The sequence below is a fragment of the Arcobacter venerupis genome (assembly GCF_013201665.1).
GTDB classification, from domain to species: Bacteria; Campylobacterota; Campylobacteria; order Campylobacterales; family Arcobacteraceae; genus Aliarcobacter; species Aliarcobacter venerupis.
The window spans coordinates 1,825,156-1,846,748 of record NZ_CP053840.1 but is presented as its reverse complement, the minus strand read 5'-3'; the positions used below and the strand labels follow the sequence as shown (position 1 = coordinate 1,846,748).

The 21,593-nt window shown below is 27.4% G+C and carries 21 protein-coding genes; 14 read left to right on the top strand and 7 right to left on the bottom strand.

The window, feature by feature from the left end:
* Positions 1-69 precede the first annotated feature (69 nt).
* From mrdA to AVENP_RS09215, 4 genes are all read right to left on the bottom strand, one after another.
* Positions 70-1,848, bottom strand: a complete 1,779-nt coding sequence (mrdA, locus tag AVENP_RS09230) for a penicillin-binding protein 2 (RefSeq protein WP_128358052.1) — start codon at positions 1,846-1,848, stop codon at positions 70-72.
* Positions 1,845-2,285, bottom strand: coding sequence for a hypothetical protein (locus tag AVENP_RS09225; protein ID WP_128358053.1), 441 nt, complete (start codon positions 2,283-2,285; stop codon positions 1,845-1,847). The genes mrdA and AVENP_RS09225 overlap by 4 nt, the downstream gene beginning before the upstream one ends.
* 62 nt (positions 2,286-2,347) lie before the next feature.
* A complete protein-coding gene (locus AVENP_RS09220; protein WP_128358054.1) occupies positions 2,348-2,665 on the bottom strand; it encodes an EscU/YscU/HrcU family type III secretion system export apparatus switch protein in 318 nt (105 codons plus the stop codon).
* 1 nt (position 2,666) lies between these two features.
* Positions 2,667-4,424, bottom strand: a complete 1,758-nt coding sequence (locus tag AVENP_RS09215) for a flagellar hook-length control protein FliK (RefSeq protein ID WP_128358196.1) — start codon at positions 4,422-4,424, stop codon at positions 2,667-2,669.
* Between AVENP_RS09215 and AVENP_RS09210 the strand changes: the two genes are divergently transcribed.
* The 9 genes from AVENP_RS09210 to ftsZ all read left to right on the top strand — a co-directional run bounded on the left by AVENP_RS09210 (position 4,423) and on the right by ftsZ (position 14,814).
* Positions 4,423-4,977 (top strand): gluconate 2-dehydrogenase subunit 3 family protein, encoded by a 555-nt coding sequence (locus AVENP_RS09210; protein WP_128358055.1) that lies wholly within the window; start codon positions 4,423-4,425, stop codon positions 4,975-4,977. The genes AVENP_RS09215 and AVENP_RS09210 overlap by 2 nt on opposite strands.
* The gene (locus AVENP_RS09205; protein WP_128358056.1) at positions 4,974-6,626 is read left to right on the top strand and encodes a GMC family oxidoreductase; all 1,653 of its coding nucleotides are present in this window, start codon (positions 4,974-4,976) and stop codon (positions 6,624-6,626) included. The genes AVENP_RS09210 and AVENP_RS09205 overlap by 4 nt, the downstream gene beginning before the upstream one ends.
* Positions 6,627-6,690: 64 nt before the next feature.
* Positions 6,691-7,647 (top strand): porin family protein, encoded by a 957-nt coding sequence (locus AVENP_RS09200; RefSeq protein ID WP_128358057.1) that lies wholly within the window; start codon positions 6,691-6,693, stop codon positions 7,645-7,647.
* 89 nt (positions 7,648-7,736) lie between these two features.
* On the top strand, positions 7,737-8,087 hold the full coding sequence (gene arsC / locus AVENP_RS09195; protein ID WP_128358058.1) for an arsenate reductase (glutaredoxin): 351 nt from the start codon (positions 7,737-7,739) through the stop codon (positions 8,085-8,087).
* On the top strand, positions 8,084-8,449 hold the full coding sequence (locus AVENP_RS09190) for a hypothetical protein (RefSeq protein ID WP_128358059.1): 366 nt from the start codon (positions 8,084-8,086) through the stop codon (positions 8,447-8,449). The genes arsC and AVENP_RS09190 overlap by 4 nt, the downstream gene beginning before the upstream one ends.
* Complete coding sequence (locus AVENP_RS09185; RefSeq protein ID WP_128358060.1) at positions 8,449-10,767, top strand: AAA family ATPase; 2,319 nt, start codon at positions 8,449-8,451, stop codon at positions 10,765-10,767. The genes AVENP_RS09190 and AVENP_RS09185 overlap by 1 nt, the downstream gene beginning before the upstream one ends.
* A gap of 58 nt (positions 10,768-10,825) precedes the next feature.
* Positions 10,826-12,286 (top strand): peptidylprolyl isomerase, encoded by a 1,461-nt coding sequence (locus tag AVENP_RS09180; protein WP_128358061.1) that lies wholly within the window; start codon positions 10,826-10,828, stop codon positions 12,284-12,286.
* A 3-nt stretch (positions 12,287-12,289) separates the two neighbouring features.
* On the top strand, positions 12,290-13,672 hold the full coding sequence (ftsA, locus tag AVENP_RS09175) for a cell division protein FtsA (protein WP_128358062.1): 1,383 nt from the start codon (positions 12,290-12,292) through the stop codon (positions 13,670-13,672).
* Complete coding sequence (ftsZ, locus tag AVENP_RS09170; protein ID WP_128358063.1) at positions 13,672-14,814, top strand: cell division protein FtsZ; 1,143 nt, start codon at positions 13,672-13,674, stop codon at positions 14,812-14,814. Before ftsA ends, ftsZ begins: the two co-directional genes overlap by 1 nt.
* Before the next feature lie 52 nt (positions 14,815-14,866).
* On the opposite strand, the gene AVENP_RS09165 is transcribed toward ftsZ, so the two are convergent.
* Genes AVENP_RS09165 through AVENP_RS09155 form a run of 3 tightly spaced genes read right to left on the bottom strand, consistent with a single transcriptional unit; the run spans position 14,867 to position 17,271 of the window.
* Positions 14,867-15,958 carry a YeeE/YedE family protein gene (locus AVENP_RS09165; RefSeq protein WP_128358064.1) on the bottom strand — a complete coding sequence of 364 codons (1,092 nt, stop codon included), beginning with the start codon at positions 15,956-15,958 and terminating at the stop codon, positions 14,867-14,869.
* Between the two features lie 2 nt (positions 15,959-15,960).
* Positions 15,961-16,224 carry a hypothetical protein gene (locus AVENP_RS09160; RefSeq protein WP_128358065.1) on the bottom strand — a complete coding sequence of 88 codons (264 nt, stop codon included), beginning with the start codon at positions 16,222-16,224 and terminating at the stop codon, positions 15,961-15,963.
* A 12-nt stretch (positions 16,225-16,236) separates the two neighbouring features.
* Positions 16,237-17,271 (bottom strand): coproporphyrinogen III oxidase, encoded by a 1,035-nt coding sequence (locus AVENP_RS09155; protein WP_128358066.1) that lies wholly within the window; start codon positions 17,269-17,271, stop codon positions 16,237-16,239.
* Between the two features lie 103 nt (positions 17,272-17,374).
* Between AVENP_RS09155 and AVENP_RS09150 the strand changes: the two genes are divergently transcribed.
* From AVENP_RS09150 to AVENP_RS09130, 5 genes are all read left to right on the top strand, one after another.
* On the top strand, positions 17,375-17,824 hold the full coding sequence (locus AVENP_RS09150; protein WP_128358067.1) for a protein tyrosine phosphatase family protein: 450 nt from the start codon (positions 17,375-17,377) through the stop codon (positions 17,822-17,824).
* 78 nt (positions 17,825-17,902) lie between these two features.
* A complete protein-coding gene (gene metX, locus AVENP_RS09145) occupies positions 17,903-19,009 on the top strand; it encodes a homoserine O-acetyltransferase MetX (protein WP_128358068.1) in 1,107 nt (368 codons plus the stop codon).
* Positions 19,010-19,213 carry an exodeoxyribonuclease VII small subunit gene (gene xseB, locus AVENP_RS09140; RefSeq protein WP_128358069.1) on the top strand — a complete coding sequence of 68 codons (204 nt, stop codon included), beginning with the start codon at positions 19,010-19,012 and terminating at the stop codon, positions 19,211-19,213. It abuts the gene before it with no gap.
* Between the two features lie 76 nt (positions 19,214-19,289).
* Complete coding sequence (gene radC, locus AVENP_RS09135) at positions 19,290-19,955, top strand: RadC family protein (protein ID WP_128358070.1); 666 nt, start codon at positions 19,290-19,292, stop codon at positions 19,953-19,955.
* A 75-nt stretch (positions 19,956-20,030) separates the two neighbouring features.
* Positions 20,031-21,587, top strand: coding sequence for a type I restriction-modification system subunit M (locus AVENP_RS09130; protein WP_128358071.1), 1,557 nt, complete (start codon positions 20,031-20,033; stop codon positions 21,585-21,587).
* The last annotated feature ends 6 nt before the right edge of the window (positions 21,588-21,593 follow it).

Genomic DNA, 21,593 nt, shown 5'->3' with positions numbered 1-21,593 from the left:
AAAAAATCCTATTTTAAAAATGAAAAATATAATATCTAAAAATTTATTAAAATGATATAATCATAAATCTTACTCTTTAGGTTTAATATAACCTAATTCATCTAATTTGTCGTAAATCTTACTTGCAATTTCACCTGCTGCTTCTCCACCATGTCCACCATGCTCTTCAATTATTGTTACTACATATTGAGGATTTTCAAATGGTCCATATGTTGTAAGCCATGCATGAGATCTCTCGTAATATTGTAATTCACTCTCTTTCATTCTTACTTTTTCAGCTTGAGGAATAGAAACAACTTGTGCAGTTCCTGTTTTTGAAGCAATTGTTATTTTAGAGCTAATATGTCTGCTAGCTGTTCCTTTTGGTGCGTAAGAAACATCATACATACCTTTTCTGATAATATCTAGATATTCAGATGGAATATCAACTGCTTTTGGCTCTTCATAATTTGCTTTATAAAAGTGAGGTTTTGGTAATTTCCCTGTTGCAATATAACTTGTATATCTAGCTATTTGTAAAGGAGTTACAAGCATATTTCCTTGACCTATTGATGTAATTACTGTTTCTCCCACATACCAAGGTTGTTTATATTTGTTTTCTTTCCACTCTTTATTTGGGTTAACTCCAACAAATTCATTAATTTGATCAACTCCAGTTTGCTGACCAAAACCTAATTTATCTAAGGTATGAGAAATTTTATTAATTCCAATTTTTAAACTACCTTTATAGAAAAAATCATCACAACTCTCAGCAATTGCTCTTCTAAATGTTACAACACCATGTCCTGTTGATTTCCAACATCTAAAATTTCTATTTCCAATAGTTAAAGACCCCGAACAATTAACAGTAAAGTTTTCTTTTACTCCATTATCCAAAAATGCTAATGCAACTCCCATTTTTATAACAGAACCAGGAGGATAAAGACCATTTATAATCTTATTTGTAAATGGATGATTAAAGTCATTTCTCATTTCATTCCATTCTTTTACTGAAATTCCACGAGCAAAAATATTATTATCAAATTCTGGGAAAGAAGCTGATGCTAATAATTCTCCATTATTTGCATTCATTACAACAACAGCACCACTTTTTCCTGTAAATACCTCTTGAATATATTTTTGTAATCTTATATCTAATGATATTTGAATATTATTATCAATAGAAGCTGGTTTTTCATTTAGTATTTCTATTTCTTGATTTAAAGCATTTACTTTTACATCTTTATAACCCATCTCACCTTGTAATTTTGAGTTATAGAATTTTTCTAAACCATTTTTCCCAATTATTCCATTATAAGTTGATAATTCATTATTTAGAATATCAAGTTTTGAAGCTTTCCCAACGTATCCAATGATATGCGAAGCTAACTCTTTTTGTGGATAATATCTTTTTGTTGAAGATTCAATCTTAATATCTTCTTTTGAAGACAAAATAGTATATTTTGGGAAAAATTCTTTATAAGGTATGTAGTCTACAACACTTATAAAATCATGATTATAAGATGAATCTTCTCTTTTATAATCTTTTATTAACTTGTCTTTTTCAAATTGAGGAAATTCTTTAATAATTGAGTCCATAATTTGTTCTAATTTTTCTTTATGTTTATACGAGCTTAAATGGGGTTTAACAAGAATGGAAAAACCCATTTCATTAATAGCAAGTTTTTCACCATTTCTATCTTCAATCATTCCCCTAATTGGAACTTTATTGATTTTTTTTATGTAATTATTTTTTGATAGTTCTTCATAATATGTGTTTGATTTAATACTTAAAAAATAAACTCTTGATAATAAAGTTATCATGATTCCAAGTATTATTAAAAAAATTAGCGTTAGTCTTATATTCAAAGAAATACTCCAAAAAATATTAAATCTATGATTACATTAATAGCTAATGTAATCAAAATATGTGTGTTTAATCCAAAAATAATTGACCAAAGAATTATCAAACCAATATAAAAAAATATTATGTAGATATAACTACTTGATAAATTGTAAGAGGTGTGATTTTCATCTTTTGGTAAAATAAATATATAAATAAAAAGTGACAAAAGTGTTAAAGTAAAAGGTTTTAATCCTGTATTTATTTCAATAAATAAAAATGTGATTACAACAAAAGTTAAAGAATATAAATATCTTTTTCTAAGACATCTATAAAAAGCTGTAAATAAAATACCTGCAAACATAATCAATAAAAAATGTATAGAAGCAATAGCATTAATTATAATTGCTATAAGTAGTACAATAAATAAGAAAATTGGATTATCTAGATTGTTTCTTGTCATATAAATTTGATGCTTTATTTTTGATTATCTAAGATTATAGTATAAAAAATCTTATAAGAATATCAAATATTATTAGTTCTTCTTTCTTTTATTTTTTCATCAATATTATTTTTATTTTTTGATAAGTCATAGATAAAAGAAAATATTTCAGCAACGGCTTTATACATAGAGTCAGGAATCTCTTTATCTATATCAATTTGTGATAAAAGTTCTATCAAATCCTCATCTTTTCTAATAGGAATATTATTTTCTTTTGCAATTTTGATAATATTTGAAGCAGTTTCACCTTTTCCTTTTGCAATAATTTTTGGCGCATTGTCTTTTTCTATATCGTATTTAAGTGCAACTGATTTTTGAATGAAATCTTTATTATCTTGCATTTTATACCCTTATATCCACGCCAGAATTTGGATTTAAATTCTGATTGTAACCATTATTTATATAAGCTTGTGTTGGTTTATCTTTTGATTCATTCTCTTCTTTTAAATCAAGTAGTTTTATATTTACAGGAATTAAACGAACACTATTTAGTGCAACTTTTAGTTTTTGTATATTCTCTTGCAAAGCTGTTTTAAAATGCTCTCTTTGTGCATAAATAGTTAAATCAAGTTTATTTTTGTCATACAAAGCTAACATTAAATCAACTTTTCCAAAATCCTTTAAAGTTAGATTTATTTGGCAATAAAACTTTTCTTCATCAGTTTTTTTCATAGAAATATTTCCATCTTCTAACATATCCCAAAGAAAAGGAAGATAAACACTATTTGAATTTGAACTCAGTGATAGAAGTTGTTGATAATCAATTTGAGTTAAAAGTTTATCAATTTGTTTATTTAATTCTTGTGATTTTGGATCAGTTTTTGAAGATAATTCATCTTGCATTTTTAATAGAACTGTTTTCATATCTTCATTTATATTAGAATTATCATTTTTTTGTAAAGCAGGATTTGAAATATCTTTTATTATATTTTCAATTTTTTCTACTAACTTTGTTACTTGATTTTGCATATTATGTTCAGTTGGATTAAGATTTTCTAAACTTTGTTTTAAATCATTTAATAAAGGATTTAAATTTGATGCAAAGTTACTTGTAAAACTGCTTAAATTATTTTGACTAAGTAAAGTAGATAAATTTTCATTTTTTGCAAATAGATTATCCATTTTTAAAAGATTATCAATTAATGGCATAATATTTTTATTTTGTAAAATTGGATTTTGAACTAGCTCATTTTTAAGTTGACTTAGTAACTCTTTTGTTTGAGTATTTATAATTTCTTTTGTTTGCAAGTTTGTCTGAATATTTGATTGAGTTAGAGTGTTTTCTTTAATTATAGGATTAAGTTCTTGTTTTGTTTGCATCAATGTTGATGTTTGTGTTTCTTTATTTTGAACTGTAACATTCTCTTTTGTTTGTAAATTTTGATAGTTTGGTGTATTTTCAATTTTTGATTCTACAAGGGTTCCCTCATTTAAAATGTTTTGCAATTGATTTGTAAGGTTTGATAAACTTTGTGTTTGGGGTTTAGAAAGTGAATTTGTCAAATTTTGTAAAGCACTTGAAAGTGTTTTTAGATTTGCCAAATTAGCATTTACATCACTATTATTTGGTGTTTGAAGAATTTTTGTTATAAGTTCATTTACTTGTTTTGATTGGGGAGTATTTAAATCTTTTATCAAATTTTGAATTTGATTTAATATATTTTCAACTTTTGCATTTGGATTTTGAGCCATTTTTGACTCCAAAAAAACACCTGAATTTTTTAGTTGTTCTTTTAGGGTATTTGCATCCATATCTTTTATATTTTTTAGGAAATTTTCTAAAATTGGTTTAAATTTTTCTAAAGTTGGATTTCCATCTTGCGATGTAATTGATTCTAGCATTGAAGAAAGAGAGTTTGAGAAAGTTCCCATTTCTTTAAATACAGTAGAATTTTTTAGCATATTTTCAATGCTAGAGTTTGATTTTGTACCATTTTTTAAATTATCAAATAAATCTTTTAAAACATCATTAACCGAACCACTACTATTTTTAACTAATTGTTCTAATGTTTTTGAGTCAGCTTCTTTTAAAGCCTCTTTTAAAACTTTGTTATCATTTGGTAATAGTATATTTAATAAAGGATTATTTGTTACTAACATGCCAAAGTATAACATAATCTACATGATTGCTACACAAATATTTAGATACAATTTTTCCATGAAAAGAAGAAACTTTATAAAATTTACAACAATAAGTGCAATTTTATTTTCAAGTAATATTGCATTTGCCAAAAATATTCCATCTAAAACTTTGATGCTCTTAGATGAAATTTTAAATATCATATTTCCAAAAACTTCTTTGATGCCAAGCGCAAAAGAGTTTAAAGCAGTAGAATATTTAGTACAAAACATTTCTAATAAAACTTTTGATGATGAAGATAAAACTTTGGTTTTACAAGGTTCAAAAGATTTTCTTAGTGCTTTTCCAGATTTTTTAAATTTGTCACAAGAGAAAAAAAGAACTCTTATCTTTAATGTTGCTAAAAATAATGAATATGCAAAATCTTGGATTTCAAAACTCTCATATTATGGAATTGAAGCCATGTTTAGTGACCCGATTTATGGTGGAAACTTTAATCAAATAGCTTGGAATAGCGTAAACCATTCAATAGGAATTCCAAGACCTTTAAAAACTTATGGACAAAAAATATGATGTATGATGTTTGTGTTATTGGAAGCGGAGCAGGTGCTGGTCCAATTATTTATGAATTAAGTAAACAAGGTCTGAAAATTTGTGTTTTAGAAAAAGGTGACATTTATAATGAAAAAGATTTTTCAAAGGATGAGTTAGTCGTAAGGCGTCCTATTTATACACCAAATCTAAAAGATGAATATCACACAATTGAAGAAAAAAGAGAAAATGAGTGGGTGAAATTTCCAACTTATGAGAGTGGTTGGAGTTTTTGGAATGGTAACCTTTTAGGTGGTTCCTCAAATTTTATGAGTGGATATTTTCATAGACTTAAACCAAATGACTTTAAATTAGCTTCAACTTATGGAATTCCTAAAAATTCAAACATTGTTGATTGGCCAATTTCCTATGATGAAATGGAAGCTTATTATACAAAAGTTGAAGAACTGGTGGGGGTTTCAGGAGAAGTTCAAAAATATGAATTTTCTGAGCCAAGAAGTACAAAAGATTTTCCTTATGAAGCATTACAAGAGAATAAAATCGTAAATTTAATAGATAAAGCTTGCGATGAGTTAAATTATAAAAGTATTAAAACACCAAGAGCAATAATTTCAAGTGCAAAAGGGCATAGAAATCCTTGTTATTACTCAAATTATTGTGGTTCATACCCTTGTTCAAGTGGTGCAAAGGGAAGTTCACGAGCTAGTTTGATAAAAGATGCACTTTTAACAAATAATGTAGAAATTATTGCAAATGCCTTTGTAGTTAAACTAAATACTTCAAAAGACAAAAAAATAAATAGTGCCACCTATTTAACAAAAGAGGGAAGAAAAAAAGAGGTAAAAGCAAAACTTTTTGTAGTTGCTGCTCAATCTGTGGAGACTTCAAGACTTTTATTAAATTCAAAAGATGAAAATTTCCCCAAAGGGCTTGCAAATAATAGTGGAAATGTGGGAAAAAACTTTCTTTCAAGTAGTGGTGGAATTGTAAGTGCCACTTTTGATGAAACAAATATGAATTTAAAAGATTTACAAGAAGCAGGATTATTTGTAAATAGAAGTTTACTTGATTGGTATTATACAAAAGAGTTTAAAACAGGAACAATAGATATTCTTTTTGAACATGCAAATCCAATAAGAAGAGCTTCATTTTTACGATGGAACGAGAGTGAATTATTAATCGGTGAAGAGCTACAAAATAAAATCTTTGAAACTTTTACAAAAACTAGAACTCTAAATATGGAAATTTTTGTCGATTGGACACCAAATGATGACTCTTTTGTAAGTGTTGATGAAAAATATAAAGATAAATATGGGATTCCAGTTGCAAATATTAGAATTGGTAGTCATGAACAAGATTTAAGAGCTTCTAAATTTTTAGAAGAAAAAGCAATAAAGTTATTTGAAAAAATGGGTGGAAAAAAGATAATATCAGATATTTCACCACTTCCATCATCAAACTTATTAGCTGGTGGTTGCAGATTTGGAAATGATTCTAAAACTTCAGTTTTAAACAAATATTGTCAAGCCCATGAAGTATCTAATCTTTTTGTAACTGATGCTAGTTTTATGCCAACAGGTGGAAGTGTACCGTTTACATGGACAATTTATGCAAATTCTTTTAGAGTTGCTGATTATATTAAAAATAATTGGAAAAATTTAATAACTTGATAATAATTTAATATATTTTTATCAAAACTTAGATAACATAAACTCCTAAAAAATTGGAGTCTTAATGAAAAAAACAGTTATTTTTTGCCTTTTATTATCAAGTTTATATGCATCTGATGATTATACACCTGTGAGTAAAATTTCAAATGATAAAAAAGTTGAATACAACTTTATGAATAGTTCTAATGAAACAACTAATCAAAAGATTAATAAAGAAGAAAAATTCGAATCTGTAAAATCTGTGGCAAATAGTGCTAAAAAAGAAAAATTTCGAGCTGTTAAATCACAAGAACCTATTGAAATAAAAAAAGAGATACTTCAAGAAGTTAAAACAGATGAAATAAAAGAAACTACTCCAACAGTTGATAAAAGTTTTATAAAAGATTATAAAAAAGAAAATATTTTACAAGATACAAAACAGTATTCACAAAACTCTTTAAATAGAGATTTTTCAATTACTCCAAAGATTACTTATTCATATCTTACAAGTGATATTTTTCGAACAGGAAAAGTGCGTCCATCAAATAAAAAGAGTGTCTTAATACCAGAACTTTCACTTAAATATAAAGAACATACTTTAAAAACGGAACTTCTAGATTCAAAATCATCTTATACAGATGTTTTAATAGTTGATTCTGATTTAGAAACAAAAGTAAAATGGCTTAAATTATATTATTTATATAACTATCAGAATATTAATTTAGGTCTTGCTTATAATAATTATAAAGCAGACTTTAATATTGTTGATTATAATGTAAATTTTAAAACTAGAGAAGAGTTTCCTTCTTTAGAAGTTCATGTCAAAAATGAAGAAGATAAGCTTGAAGTTAATTATGGATTATCTTATGGCCAAAGTAGTGATATTGACTATGTTTATGAATATTATGTTAACTTAGGATATAAAGTTTTTCAATATGATGCTTTAAATATTAATGCAGGATATAGAAATAGAACTATTGATTATGATAATCTTAAATATCAGTATAAAGGACCAACTCTAAGTCTTAGCAGTACCTTCTAAAAGATAAAACATTACACTTTGTAATGTTTTATCTTCTATAAAAAAGTTTTGGATATAATAAGTCTAGAATATATTATTTAAGGTTATTAATGCAAAACATTCAAATCTGGCATAATCCTAAATGTTCAAAATCAAGAGCAGCTATGGAGTTATTAGAAAACAAAAATATAAATGCAAATGTTGTTAAATATTTAGAACAAACTCCATCAAAAGAGCAAATAAAAGATGTTTTAAAAAAACTTAACATCCAAGCAAAAGAACTTCTCAGATCTGGTGAAGATATATACAAAGAGCTAAAATTAAAAGAGATAGATGATGAAGATAAATTAATTGATTTTATGGTTGAACATCCAATTTTGATTGAGCGACCAATTATCATCAAAGGAGATATTGCTGTGATTGCAAGACCTATTGAAAATCTAGAAGAACTACTTAAATGATTTATGAAGTAAATGAAAAACAACAAAGAATCAAATATATAAGAGTTTTAGAAAAATTCTTTACAAGAACTATTTCTTTATTAAAACTTGATAATTTTGATAAAGATTTATTCAAACAAAGAACTAAAAAAAACTATGAAGAGATGATAAAAACAACAGAAATAGAGTTATATTCTGAATATTATGAGGGAATAAAAGTTTTTATAAATAAAACAATGTTTTATTTAAAAGAGCATTCAAAATCTTTTGAAGAAGAAAGAGCAATTTTATTAAAAGATGCAAATCTTATTCAAAAAGAAAAAAATAGTACTACTTACAAAAAAGATAAACATAAAAATCAAAAATTTAATGATGGATATTAATGAGCCAAGAAGAGTATAAAAGTTTCAAATTATCAGGAGTTATAAAAAAAGTTTTATACAAAAACGATGAAACAAAATACATAATCGCAGTTCTAGAAAATAATCAAAAAATTTGTGGTGCATATTTCGATACAGATATTGAAAAAATCGTTGGTGAAGAGGTTATTTTAAAAGGAAATTGGATAACTCATAAAAAATATGGTGTTCAATTTGAATTTGATACTTTACAACTAAAAGAAGCGGAAATATTCTTTTTTCTTACAAAAATAGTAAAAGGTGTTGGTAAAAAATTTGCCCATGAATTACTTGAAAAATATGATGAAGAAGAGTTAATAGATATATTAAGCAATAGACCACAAGAACTTCTTGATTTTAAAGGAATTAAAGAGAAAAAACTTCAAATGATAGTTAGCTCTTGGCAAAAATTCCAACACTTAAGAGAACTAGGTTCTTTTTTAGCAAAATTTGGAGTTACTTCAAATCTTATTACAAAAATATATTCAAGTTTAGGTGAAGTTGAAAACCTAATAGAGAAAATCAAAGAAAATCCATATATTTTAATAAACATAAAAGGAATTGGTTTTAAAAGAGCCGATGAAATAGCTAAATCACTTGGAATTGACCCAAAATCTGAGTTTAGAATAATGGCATGTCTAAACTACACTTTAAGGGAATATTGTGATAATAATGGAAACTCTTCAATAGAAAAATTTCATTTATACAAACTTTTAGATGATAGTTTACGTTTTTTTAATGAAGAGGCTTTATACGAATCAGCTATTTCAAAAATGTTAGTTGAAGAAGATCTTTTTGTAACAAGCGAAAATAGATATGCCTTATCAATGCTTTATTATGCAGAAAAGCGGATTTTAGAGTTTTTTACAAGAAGAAAAGATGAAAAAAACAGAAAAATTATTGCAACTTTCGATGAGTATTTACTAAAAAAACAAGAGACTTTAGGATTTGAGTTAAGTACTGAGCAAAAAAAAGCAGTTGAGCTTATAAATAATGGAGATAAAACACTATTTTTAATTGGTTACGCAGGAACTGGAAAATCAACTTCAAGTAGGGCGATTTTAGAGCTTCTTGAAGAGACAATGTCTTATGATGATATTATGACTATTGCTTTAAGTGGAATTGCTTCACAGCGTATTTCAGACACCACAGGTTACAACTCTTCAACAATTCAATCACTTCTTATGAAACATAAAGAGAAAGATTTTTTCCCCTACAAAGCTATACTTTTAGATGAAGCTTCAATGGTAAACTCTGTTACTTTTAATCAAATAGTTTCAAAAATTGATGATGATACAATTTTTATAATTGTAGGAGACGATGGCCAATTACCAGCAATTGGTGCTGGTAATGTACTTGCAGATGCTATAAAATATGAGCTTGCCCCAATTTGTAAACTAACAAAAATCTATAGACAAAATGAAAATCAGGCAATTGCCGTAATTGCAAATGATATAAGAAAAGGTGAAGTTCCAGCTTATAAAGAAGATTATGAAGATTTTAAATTTATTGATGTATCTATTTCAAACTATTATTCGCAGAAAAACTCTATCTCTTCAAATGACTTTGCAGATTTAAGAGGTGAAAATTCTGAATATATTTTGAATAATATTTTAAATATTTCAGCTGGTTATATTGAGCAATATTATGATTTTATAAAGAAAAAGAAAATTTCTCAAGCTTTAATACTTTTTCAAGTAATTACTCCTATGAAAGCTGGAACTTTAGGCGTTGATAACTTAAATATTCAATTACAAAAACTTTTTAATCATACAAAAGGAAAAGCTTTTGTCTCAAAAGTTTATGAATACAAACTAACAGACAAAGTAATTCATATAAAAAATGAGAATATGAAAGCTCAAACTATGAGTATGTATAAAAGTGGCTCAACTGATTTTCTTGAGAGAAGGGTTTATAATGGTCAATTAGGACTTATTATAAAACTTGATTTTGAAGAAGAGAAATGTATAGTTTTATATCCAAATGATGATATGGTTGTATTTTATGATTTTGAAAATGTTCACTCTTTATTATCACTTGCATATTGTTTAACTATCCACAAAACCCAAGGAATGGAGTATGAAAATGCCTTAATTCCAATGAGTTTTTCCCATTATATTATGCATAATACTAAATTACTTTACACAGCAATTACAAGAGCCAAAAGAATGTGTTTTATTGTTGGAGAAGAAGAAGCTTTTAAAAGTGCTTGTAAAAAATTAGAAATAACAATTAGAGAATCTGTAATAAATGATTTACTTAGTAAAAGAATTGTTCAAAATAGAGAAATAATAGCCGTTTAACGAACTTAAAAGCAACTCTTTTGTATCATATAGAAAATTTTTAAGAGGATAATATTTTATGATAACATGGATGCAAAGACATAAAAAATGGCTTGTGATTACTATTTGGATTAGTACAATTGCATTTGTCGGAGCTGGCTTTGTTGGTTGGGGTTCTTATGAATATGGAAAACAAGGTGGAGTTGTAGCAGTAGTTGGTGATAGAGAAGTGTCAGTTGAAGAATATCAACAAGAGTATTCAAATCTTTATGAACAATATTCTAAAATGTTTGGTTCTATGTTTAACAAAGAATTAGCAGAACAATTAAAATTAAAAGATACAGCTTACAGACAAGTTTTACAAAAAAACTTAATCCTATCATATGCAGATTCTTTAGGACTAGATGTTACAAATGAAGATATTGCAAAAGAATTAGTAAAATATAATGCTTTCTCAAAAGATGGGAAATTTGACAAAGATACATATGTAAAAGTATTAGCTCAAAATAAAATGACACCAAAAATTTTCGAAGATTCTTTAAAAAGAAATATTCTATTACAAAAAGTTCAAATACTTTTTGATTTAAAACCAAGTAGTGTTGAAATTGAAAATATAAGTAAATTAGTTTTTATAGAAGATGATATTTCAATTAAAATCTTAAAAGCTAGTGATATATCAGTTGATATAAATCAAGATGAATTAAAAAAATATTGGGAAGAGAATAAAAACTCTTATATGTCAGAAGTTTCATATGATTTAGAACTTAAAGAACTTCCAATAGTTTCATCAAATCCAAGTGATGAAGATATTCAAGCTCATTATGAAAAATTTAAAATAGATTATAAATTTGAAGATGGGAAAATTAAATCTTTAGATGAAGCACGTGAGCAAATAATTAAAGATTTAGATGAAAAATTTGCAAGAACTGAAGCTTTAAAAATCTATTTAAAAATCAAAAAAGATGAAGAAAAGCTTGACGCAAAAGTAAATTATAAAGAGTCTTTATTACCTTTCTTAGAAGATAATTCAAAAATTCTTGAGTTAACAGAGGGAGAAATTGCAAAACCATTTTTAGAAAATAATAAATATGTGATTGCAAAACTTAATAAGAAAAATCCATCACAAGCTTTATTTTTTGAAGAAGCTTTACCTTTAGTTACTAAAGATTATGAAAAAATCATGAAAGCAAAAAAACTTGATGAGTTATCTGCTTCTCAACTCAAAGATTTTCAAGGTACTGAAATAACAGGTATTACTAGAGAATCAATAGATAAAATCCCAGGATTAGAACAAAAAGATGCGGCTAAATTTTTAAATGAATTATTTTCAGCAACTTCAAAAGAAGGAGTTGTAAAACTAGATGGAAAAGAAGTACTATATAAAATAAATAATTCTAAATTTGCTGATTATAATAAAGCAAAAGATGATGTTGTAAAAGGAACAATTATACAACTTCAAGAGGAAGAATTAATGACAAATTTAATGAAAAAATTAGAAAATACTTTTGAAATACAATCTTCAAATAAAGAGAAGGAGTAATCATTGAATAATACTTTTCTAGCAATTGATATTGGTTCATCTAATATTACAGCAGTTATTGCAAAACATGATTTAGAATATAATATAAATATATTAGGTACTGGTATTCAAAGAAGTGGCGGAATTAATAAAGGTCTTATAATAAATATTGAAGAAGCTTCAAAAGCTATAAAAGATGCAGTTTCAATAGCAAAAAGAACAACTACAGAATTAATAGATACAACTGTTGTCTCTATTTCTGGAAGTTATTCAAAAAGTATAAGAAGTAGTGGTTCAGTTAATGTTCCAAATGGTCTTATTACTGAAACAGAAATAAATCAAGTTATGCAAATGGCTTTGTATAATGCAACGATAGTTCCTGAATATGAAGTTGTACATGTTGTTCCAATATTTTTTAAAGTTGATGATTCTGTTGAAGTTGATAATCCTTTAAATATGAATGGGAGCCGACTTGAAGTTTCTGTTTATATTGTAACTGCAAAAAGAACAGCTTTAACAAATATAAAATCAGCACTTAAAACATCTGGAATTGAAATCGTTAAATTTGTTTTAGATTCTTATTCATCAGCTTTAGCTGTTCTTGATGATCAACAAAAAAAGTTTGGAGCTATTGTTATTAATTTAGGTGCTACAACTACAGAATTTGTATATTTTAAAGGTAATTCAATTATCTTTAATGGTTTTATTCCTGTTGGTTCAAACCATATTACAAATGACTTATCTGTTATGTTACATACTCCTCCCTCAGCAGCAGAAAAAATAAAACTTGAATATGGTTCACTATTAAGAAACTACTCTCCAAACAACGAATTAGGTGTTACAAAAGTTAAAATTCCAAGAATTGGTGATGAAGAGAGTATTTCTGAAGTTGCACTTGATTATATTCAAACAATTATTCATGCACGTGTTGAAGAAGTTTTAGTTTTAGTAAAAAATAAACTTAAAAAAAGTGGACATTTAGATAATACAGGTTCAGGTATTGTAATAACTGGTGGAATGAGTTATCTTGATGGTATCAAAAAACTTGCTGAAAAAATTTATGAAGGTATTCCAATTAGTGTATCAAATCCTAAAAACATTAAAAATGGTTTTATGAGTTTCGATGAAGCTAATATGGCTACAATAGTTGGATTATTATTCTACTCTTTAGGAACTAATAGAAGTTATCAATTAGACTCAAGTAAAAAACTTGTTAAGCCACTAAAAAAAGATAGAATGATGGAGCCAAAGATTTCAGTTGTTGAAAATACTTCTGAAAAACCAATGACACAACATGTTAGAGAAGAAATTCAAATAAAAGATAATTCTACAATTTTAACACCTTTAGTAAGAGATAAGAAAAAGGGCGTTTCAAAATTCTGGAATAAAGTATCGGAGTGGTTTTAATGGAAAATTTATTTAGAGTTGACGATATAAAAGTGGATATGCCAAGCAAAGTTCTATCTGATAATGTAGCAAAAATTGCTGTTATTGGAGTAGGTGGTGGTGGTTGTAATATGATTAACCACATGATAAATGAGGGTTCTCATAAAATTGATTTAATTGCTGCCAACACAGATTTACAAGTTTTACATATCTCAAAAGCTCCAAAAAAAATACAATTAGGACTTAAACTTACAAAAGGTTTAGGTGCTGGTATGAAACCGGAAGTTGGACGAGATTCAGCTGTTGAAAGTTATGAAGAGATAAAAGCTACTTTAAAAGGTGCTGATATTATTTTTATTGCTGCTGGTCTTGGTGGTGGAACTGGAACTGGAGCTGCTGCAATAATTGCAAAAGCTGCAAAAGAAATCGGAGCATTAACTGTTTCTGTTGTTACAAAACCATTTACGTGGGAAGGTAAAAAAAGAGCAGGTTTAGCAAATCTTGGACTTGAAGAACTTAAAAAAGTAAGTGATTCAATCATTATTGTACCAAATGACAGATTATTAGAAATTATTGATGAAAATGTTGGGATGAAAGACGCTTTCAAAATCATTGATAATATTTTATACCAAGCTGTAAATGGAATGTCTGAAGTTATTTTAAATCCAGGTAATTCTGATATTAATACAGACTTTGCAGACGTTAAAACAATCATGCAACATAAAGGTATGGCATTAATGGGAATAGGGAGAGCAAAGGGTGAAAACGCTGCTCAAAGAGCTTTAGAAGATGCTATTGATTCTCCTTTACTCGATAAAGTTTCATTAAATGGAGCAAAAGGTATTTTAATTCACTTTAATATTCATCCACAAGTTTCATTATTTGCAATTAATGATGTAATGGGAACTATTAACGATAGAATGGATTCTAATGCTGAGATTATTTTTGGTACAACTTCTGATAGTACACTAGAAAAAGATGAAGTAAAAATAACTATTGTTGCAACTGGATTTGAATCAAAAAATGATGAACATGAAGAAGCAACAGAAGGAACAGAAGATGCGAATAATCAAAATAATGCTCTTTTAGCTGATAGCAATGAAAATTATTATGATACACCACCTTTAATGAGAGATTACATAGTTCAATATCAATTGAACTAATCTCTTAAAAAAAAGGCTTTAAACGAAAGTTTAAAGCCTTTTTTTATGCCTATTAGATTTGGAAATCTATAGGTTTATTTTTCTTATCATCATCCCATTCAAATATAAAACACATTGGCAATTTATCATATTTATTTAAAATTTTAGCAGTAATCAAACCTGATACAAAAATAGATATAATTGCAAGTGCTGAAGAAAATGCCAAAGTTGAAAGTCCAGATAAACCTTGTCCAACTGTACAACCAATGGCTAAAATTCCACCAGTTCCCATTAAAGCTCCACCAATCATATTATATTTTACTTTATTAAAAGTTTGAGTTGACGTACATCCAAAACTATATTTTCTGTTTATAAAAGACATAAGAAAAGTTCCAACTAATACACCACAAATAATTGTAATTCCAAATGATAATTCATTTACTTGATAATATGTAAATAACTCTAATGTTTTAGCAGTTGGATAAACAAAAGTAATACTAGAAAGTTCAATTTCTCTTTCCATACTATCTGCTCCAATATAACCACTTACAAACCAAGCAATACTCACTAATAATCCAATTAAAGCTCCATCAACTAAAGAAAAAATTCTTTTTACTTTTTTTACTAAAACTAATAAAATCACTATTAAAATAGCTAAAACTACAAATATATTCATTTGAACATTTTTGATATATGATGACAGTTCTATTAAAAAAGGATTATTTGTAAATGGACTTAAAACTCCATATAACAAGCCTTTTGTAGTTGCATAAGCAAAAATAGCAATAAATATTAAAGTAATCAAAGCATTTGAATCGCCTTGCCCATATTTAACTAAACTTCTACTACTACAACCATCTGCAACCATCATTCCTGTTCCAAAAAGTAATCCACCGAAAATTATTGCAAAATAATTTATATTACTTTTAAAATAATTTGATTGAGTTAAATCAATATCAAAATGATTTGCCATCAAAGTTGTAGACACTATGGCAATAATCATAGCCATAATAACAGAAGCACCTCTTTTTGTAGATTTTGTAAGAATATAATCTTTTATTGAACCACTAAAACAAAACTGGTTTTTTTGAGCAATCACACCAAAAGCAATTCCTATAAATAAACCTAAAATATTAACTATTTCATAAATTTCCAAATCAAACATTTTTATATATCATCCTCATCATCTCTCATATCTTCTAAATCTTGAAGAATTTTAACAGCGTCTTCTTCACTTAGAATCTTTTTATCAATATGCAATAAAACTTGCTCATAATATTTTTTTACATCTAACATGTAATCTAATTCAACTTTTAAGTCTTCACTATCTTTTTGTTTTAAAAGAAATTTTTCTATTACTTTTATCTCTTCATTTACTTGAATCAAAACCTCAGTTTTTAATAACTTTTCTAACTGTTCTATTACATTCATAATTATTTCCTTTTATTTAATGTGATTATTTACTGTATTTGGAATTATCATTCCGCTTGCTTGATATTTTAGTGCATCTGGGTAATTTTTATAATGAATTCTCACAACTTGCGCTAACTTCTCTTTTATTTGAGTATTTATTACTCCATCATTTTCAATATTATCAATAATATTTTTTAACAATTCATTTTGTGGGATTTGTATTTTTACAATCCAAGTTTGTAATAAAGCCTTATTTACAAATTTAGGAAGTGATCCCATAATCCCTACATCATTTTGATCATGTACCAAAAGTCCTGAAGTTGTACCTCTATCAAGTGTTAAAACTTGAAAAAGATATAAAGTGTGGTAATCAAGCTGTTTTTTAATATCTAAAACACTAAATGTTTGTCTCGTCTCAAAAGCATTTGCAATTATATTTATATATGTATCAATAACAGCTTTACCAAAATCCATGGCAAAATCAAAATCTTTTTGATTATCCAAAGTTTTATAGTTTTCTAAATAAAAATGAGAAACACCTCTATGTCTATTTAAAGCTGGAATAAAAAAATATTTTTCCCCTTGTTTTGTTCCTTCTTCATAGTTTTCTTTTGTAATTTCTTTTAAACAAGCATCAAATATTTTTTTATCTTCATTATTTTCAAGACTTGGATTTAAATCAGCCATAATTCGCCAATAAGAGTTTCCATCCCTTAAACATGTTAAACTAATGTGCATATGAATTGATGGAACATTGGGATTTTTAGGATGAATAATAGTTGAAATTGCTGTTGCACTTTGCAAACTTTTATTCGGAAGTTTGTCATAGTGAACTTGAGAAACATTTACACTTGCTGTGTTAAATAAAACTTCGTCCCTCGCTTCAAATCTATCTCCACCACCACAAAGTCCATTTTCTCTTAGCCAAATTACATCTTCAAATCTTTTATTTTCTCCAAATTTAGCACTTAAAATATCAAGTTTATCAACAAATCTTTTTTGTAAAGTTTTTACTAAATTATATGCATTTATTGCATTTGTTGATTTTGCCATTATCATATTCATTTTCAAATCCTACTAAATATCTTTTTTATGGACAATTATATATAAATTTACTTATGAATAAGAAAGAAAATCATACAATGATAAAAAATGCAAAGGAGCTAGTATGGAAACAATTTTAAATTACATCAAAATAAATGAGCTTATTTCGACATCAGGTCAACCAAAAGCAGAACAATTTGAGTTAATTCAAGATCAAGGTTTTGAAGTGGTTATAAATCTGGCTTTATACAATGCTTCAAATGCAATTGAAAATGAAAACAAAGTTGTAACAGATTTAGGTATGAGTTATTTTCATATTCCTGTGAATTTTGAGAATCCAAAGCTAAGTGATTTAAAACTATTTTTAAATACATTACAAGCACTTGGAGGAAATAAAGTTTGGGTTCACTGTGCAAAAAATTATAGAGTAAGTGCTTTTATGTATGTCTATCATAAATATATTTTAAGAACGCCATTTGAGCAAATTGATTTATCAATATTTGATATTTGGTCACCAAGTTTACCTTGGCAAGAACTTATGAAAGTAAATCTTGAGGATTTGTATAAGGTGTAATTAAATAATAAATCATAGTCTTATGATAGTTTTGATACCATACGAACCTTAATTTAACAAAAATAGATTGGAAAAAGTTTGAAGATAGAGACAAATATTGCAAAATTTAATGAACCTTTATATTTAGAGAGTGGACGACTTTTAGAGTCTTTCCAAATCATTTATGAAACTTACGGTGAATTAAATGAAGATAAATCAAATGTAATTGTTATTTGTCATGCTTTGTCAGGAAGTCATCATGCAGCTGGACGATATGCAGATGAAGCGAAACCTGGATGGTGGGATAAATTTATAGGTGATGGAAAAGCAATAGATACAAGAAAATATTTTGTAATTTGTTCAAATAATATTGGAAGTTCTTTTGGTTCTACAAATCCTATGAGTATAGACCCTTCAACAAAAAAAGAGTATAGATTAAAATTCCCAGTTCTTGCAATTTCAGATATTGTAAAAGCTCAAATGAAACTATACAAAAGATTAGGTATTTCAAATGCCGTGGCTGTAATTGGTGGAAGTATGGGTGGAATGCAAGCTCTTTGTTATGCAATCGAACAGCCAACTTTTGCAAAAGATGTTATTGCATTAGCTACAACTGCATACACTAGACCTTGGGCAATAGCTTTTAATAAAATTGGAATGGAAGCTATAAGACATGACCCATTATTTAAAAATGGAAACTATAAAAAAGATGATCCACAAGCTTTAGGTCTTCCAGGACTTGCAGTTGGGCGAATGGCTGGATTAATTTGTTATTTAAGTCCTAACTTTTTTAATAATAGATTTGGAAGAGATTATTCATCAACTGATGGTTTATATGAATTATTTGGAAGATTTGAAGTTGAGAAATATTTAGAATATAACTCTTATGCCTTTCCAAATATTTTTGATCCTCTTTCATATTTGTATGTTTGCAAAACAATGAATATTTTTGATGCAGGAAGAAATAAAGATAAATTAGCAGATTCTTTTGATAAAGTTCAAGCAAATCTTCATTTAATCGCCTTTAGCGATGATATGTTGTTTTTCCCGCAAGAGATGGAAGAGATACGAGATATAATGATAAAACTAGGTCGAGAAGACAAAGTAACATATAAATTAGTGCAAAGCCAATCGGGACATGATTCGTTTTTGGTAGAAGTTGAGAAGTTTGAAGACCACGTAAGAGAAATACTAAAGGATAAATAAATGCAAGATACAAAAGAGTTAGAACAAATAAATTTTGAAGAAAAAATCATAAAAGCAAAAGAGCTTTTAGAAAAACTATCAAATCCACAAATTACTTTAAGTGATTCAATTCAAGTATATAAAACAGGTGTAAAAGAGTTAGAAGACGCTCAAAAACTTCTTGATGAAGCAAAACTAATCTTCTCAACTGCAAACAAAGAATAAAATATAACAAATTGAGATATTTTTTTAAGCACTAAAAAATATTTGATAAACTTCTTCAACAAATAAGGAGAAGTTTATGAAATCTATCAAACAACTAGAAAACATAGATAAACCAAGAGAAAAACTTATCAAAAAAGGTGCAACTGCACTAAAAGATTATGAACTTTTAGCCGTTCTTTTAGGAAGCGGAGTTCAAGGCAAAGATGTAATAAAACTATCCCATGAAATCATAAAACTTTTTGAAGAGGATTTTGAAAATCTAAGCTTAGAAAAATTATCTTCAATTCATGGTTTAGGAATGGCAAAAGCCTCACAAATATTAAGTTCAATCGAATTATCAAAAAGATATTTAATCAAACAAAACAAAAAAATAACCTGTTCAAATGATGTATATTTGGAGTTAAAAGAGTATCAAAATAAACAACAAGAGTATTTTTTGGCTTTATATCTTGATGGTGCAAATCATCTAATCCAAACAAAAATAATAACAATAGGAATCCTAAATCAAAGCCTAGTTCACCCAAGAGAAGTATTTTCTTACGCAATTGAAAAAAGATGCGCAAGTATAATTGTAGCTCATAATCATCCAAGTGGAATTTTAGAAGCCAGCAATGAAGATATAAATGTAACAAAAAGATTAAAAGAGAGTGGAAAGATATTAGGAATCGAACTACTTGACCATTTGATAATCACAAATGATGGATATTTGAGTTTGAAAGAAGAGGGTGTTTTGTCAAATTAAAATCTTTTCTTAGCCCTTTGACTACTTAGTTTTAGTAAAATAATATTACTAATAATCAAGGAAATATATACAAATATGGGTGAAGAGAATAAAAGAAGATTAGAACAACAGCTATGGAATATAGCAAATACCCTAAGAGGGAAAATGGATGCCGATGAGTTTCGGGATTATATTCTTGGATTTATTTTTTACAAGTATCTATCTGAAAAAATGGAAAGCTATGCAAATGACCTTTTAGAAGAAGATAAACTTATCTATACTTCACTTGATGAAAAAAAAGATGCACAATACCTTGATGCTATTAAAGAAGATTCTATCGAACAACTTGGATATTTTTTAAAACCAAATGAACTTTTTTCTGCCGTGGCACAAAGGGGAAATGGCGATACAAATAACTTTATACTTGAAGATTTGACTACAATTTTACGAAATATTGAGTCTTCAACTATGGGGCATGAGAGTGAAGATGATTTTGAAGATTTATTTTCTGATATTGATTTAACTTCTAAAAAACTTGGTCGTAGTGAAGAGCAAAAAAACACTCTTATAGCAAAAGTTTTAGCTCACCTTGATAATATAAACTTTGAACTTAAAAACCACGATAGAGATGTTTTAGGTGATGCTTATGAGTATTTAATTGCTCAGTTTGCTTCAAATGCAGGTAAAAAAGCAGGGGAGTTTTATACACCTCAAGCAGTTTCAAAAATCCTTGCTAAAATCGTAACTTCTGGAAAAACAAAACTAAAATCAGTTTATGACCCAACTTGTGGTTCAGGTTCACTTCTTCTTCGTGTAGCAAAAGAGGTTAAAGATGTATCAAACTTTTATGGACAAGAGTTAAATAGAACCACATTCAACCTTGCTCGTATGAATATGATAATGCACGATGTTCACTATCGAAAGTTTGACTTAAAACAAGAAGATACACTAGAACATCCACAACACTTAGATAAAAAATTTGAAGCCATCGTTGCAAATCCACCATTTTCAGCCCAATGGTCAGCAAATCCACTTCACCTGAGTGATGATAGATTTTCTCAATACGGACGCCTTGCGCCATCTTCAAAGGCTGATTTTGCTTTTGTACAACATATGATTTATCATCTTGATGATAATGGAACTATGGCAGTAGTTCTTCCCCATGGTGTACTTTTTCGTGGAGGTGCAGAAGGACATATAAGAGAATATTTGATTGAAGATAGAAACTATCTTGATGCTGTTATTGGATTACCTGCAAATATTTTTTATGGAACTTCTATTCCTACTTGTATTTTGGTCTTTAAAAAGTGTCGTGAAGATAGTGCTGATGTTTTATTTATAGATGCTTCAAAACACTTTGAAAAGGTAAAAAATCAAAATGTTTTAAGAGATGAAGATATTGAAAAAATCATTGATACTTATACAAACAGAAAAGAAGAAGATAAATACTCTTATAAAGCCAGTTTACAAGAGATAAAAGAAAATGACTACAATCTAAATATCCCAAGATATGTTGATACTTTTGAAGAAGATGATGTTATTGATTTGAATAGAGTTTCAAATGATTTAAAAGCTTTAGAAGATGATATGAAAGCAACAAATGAAACTATTGCATCGTTTTGTAGAGAATTAAATATCTCTACACCTTTTTAGGATGTT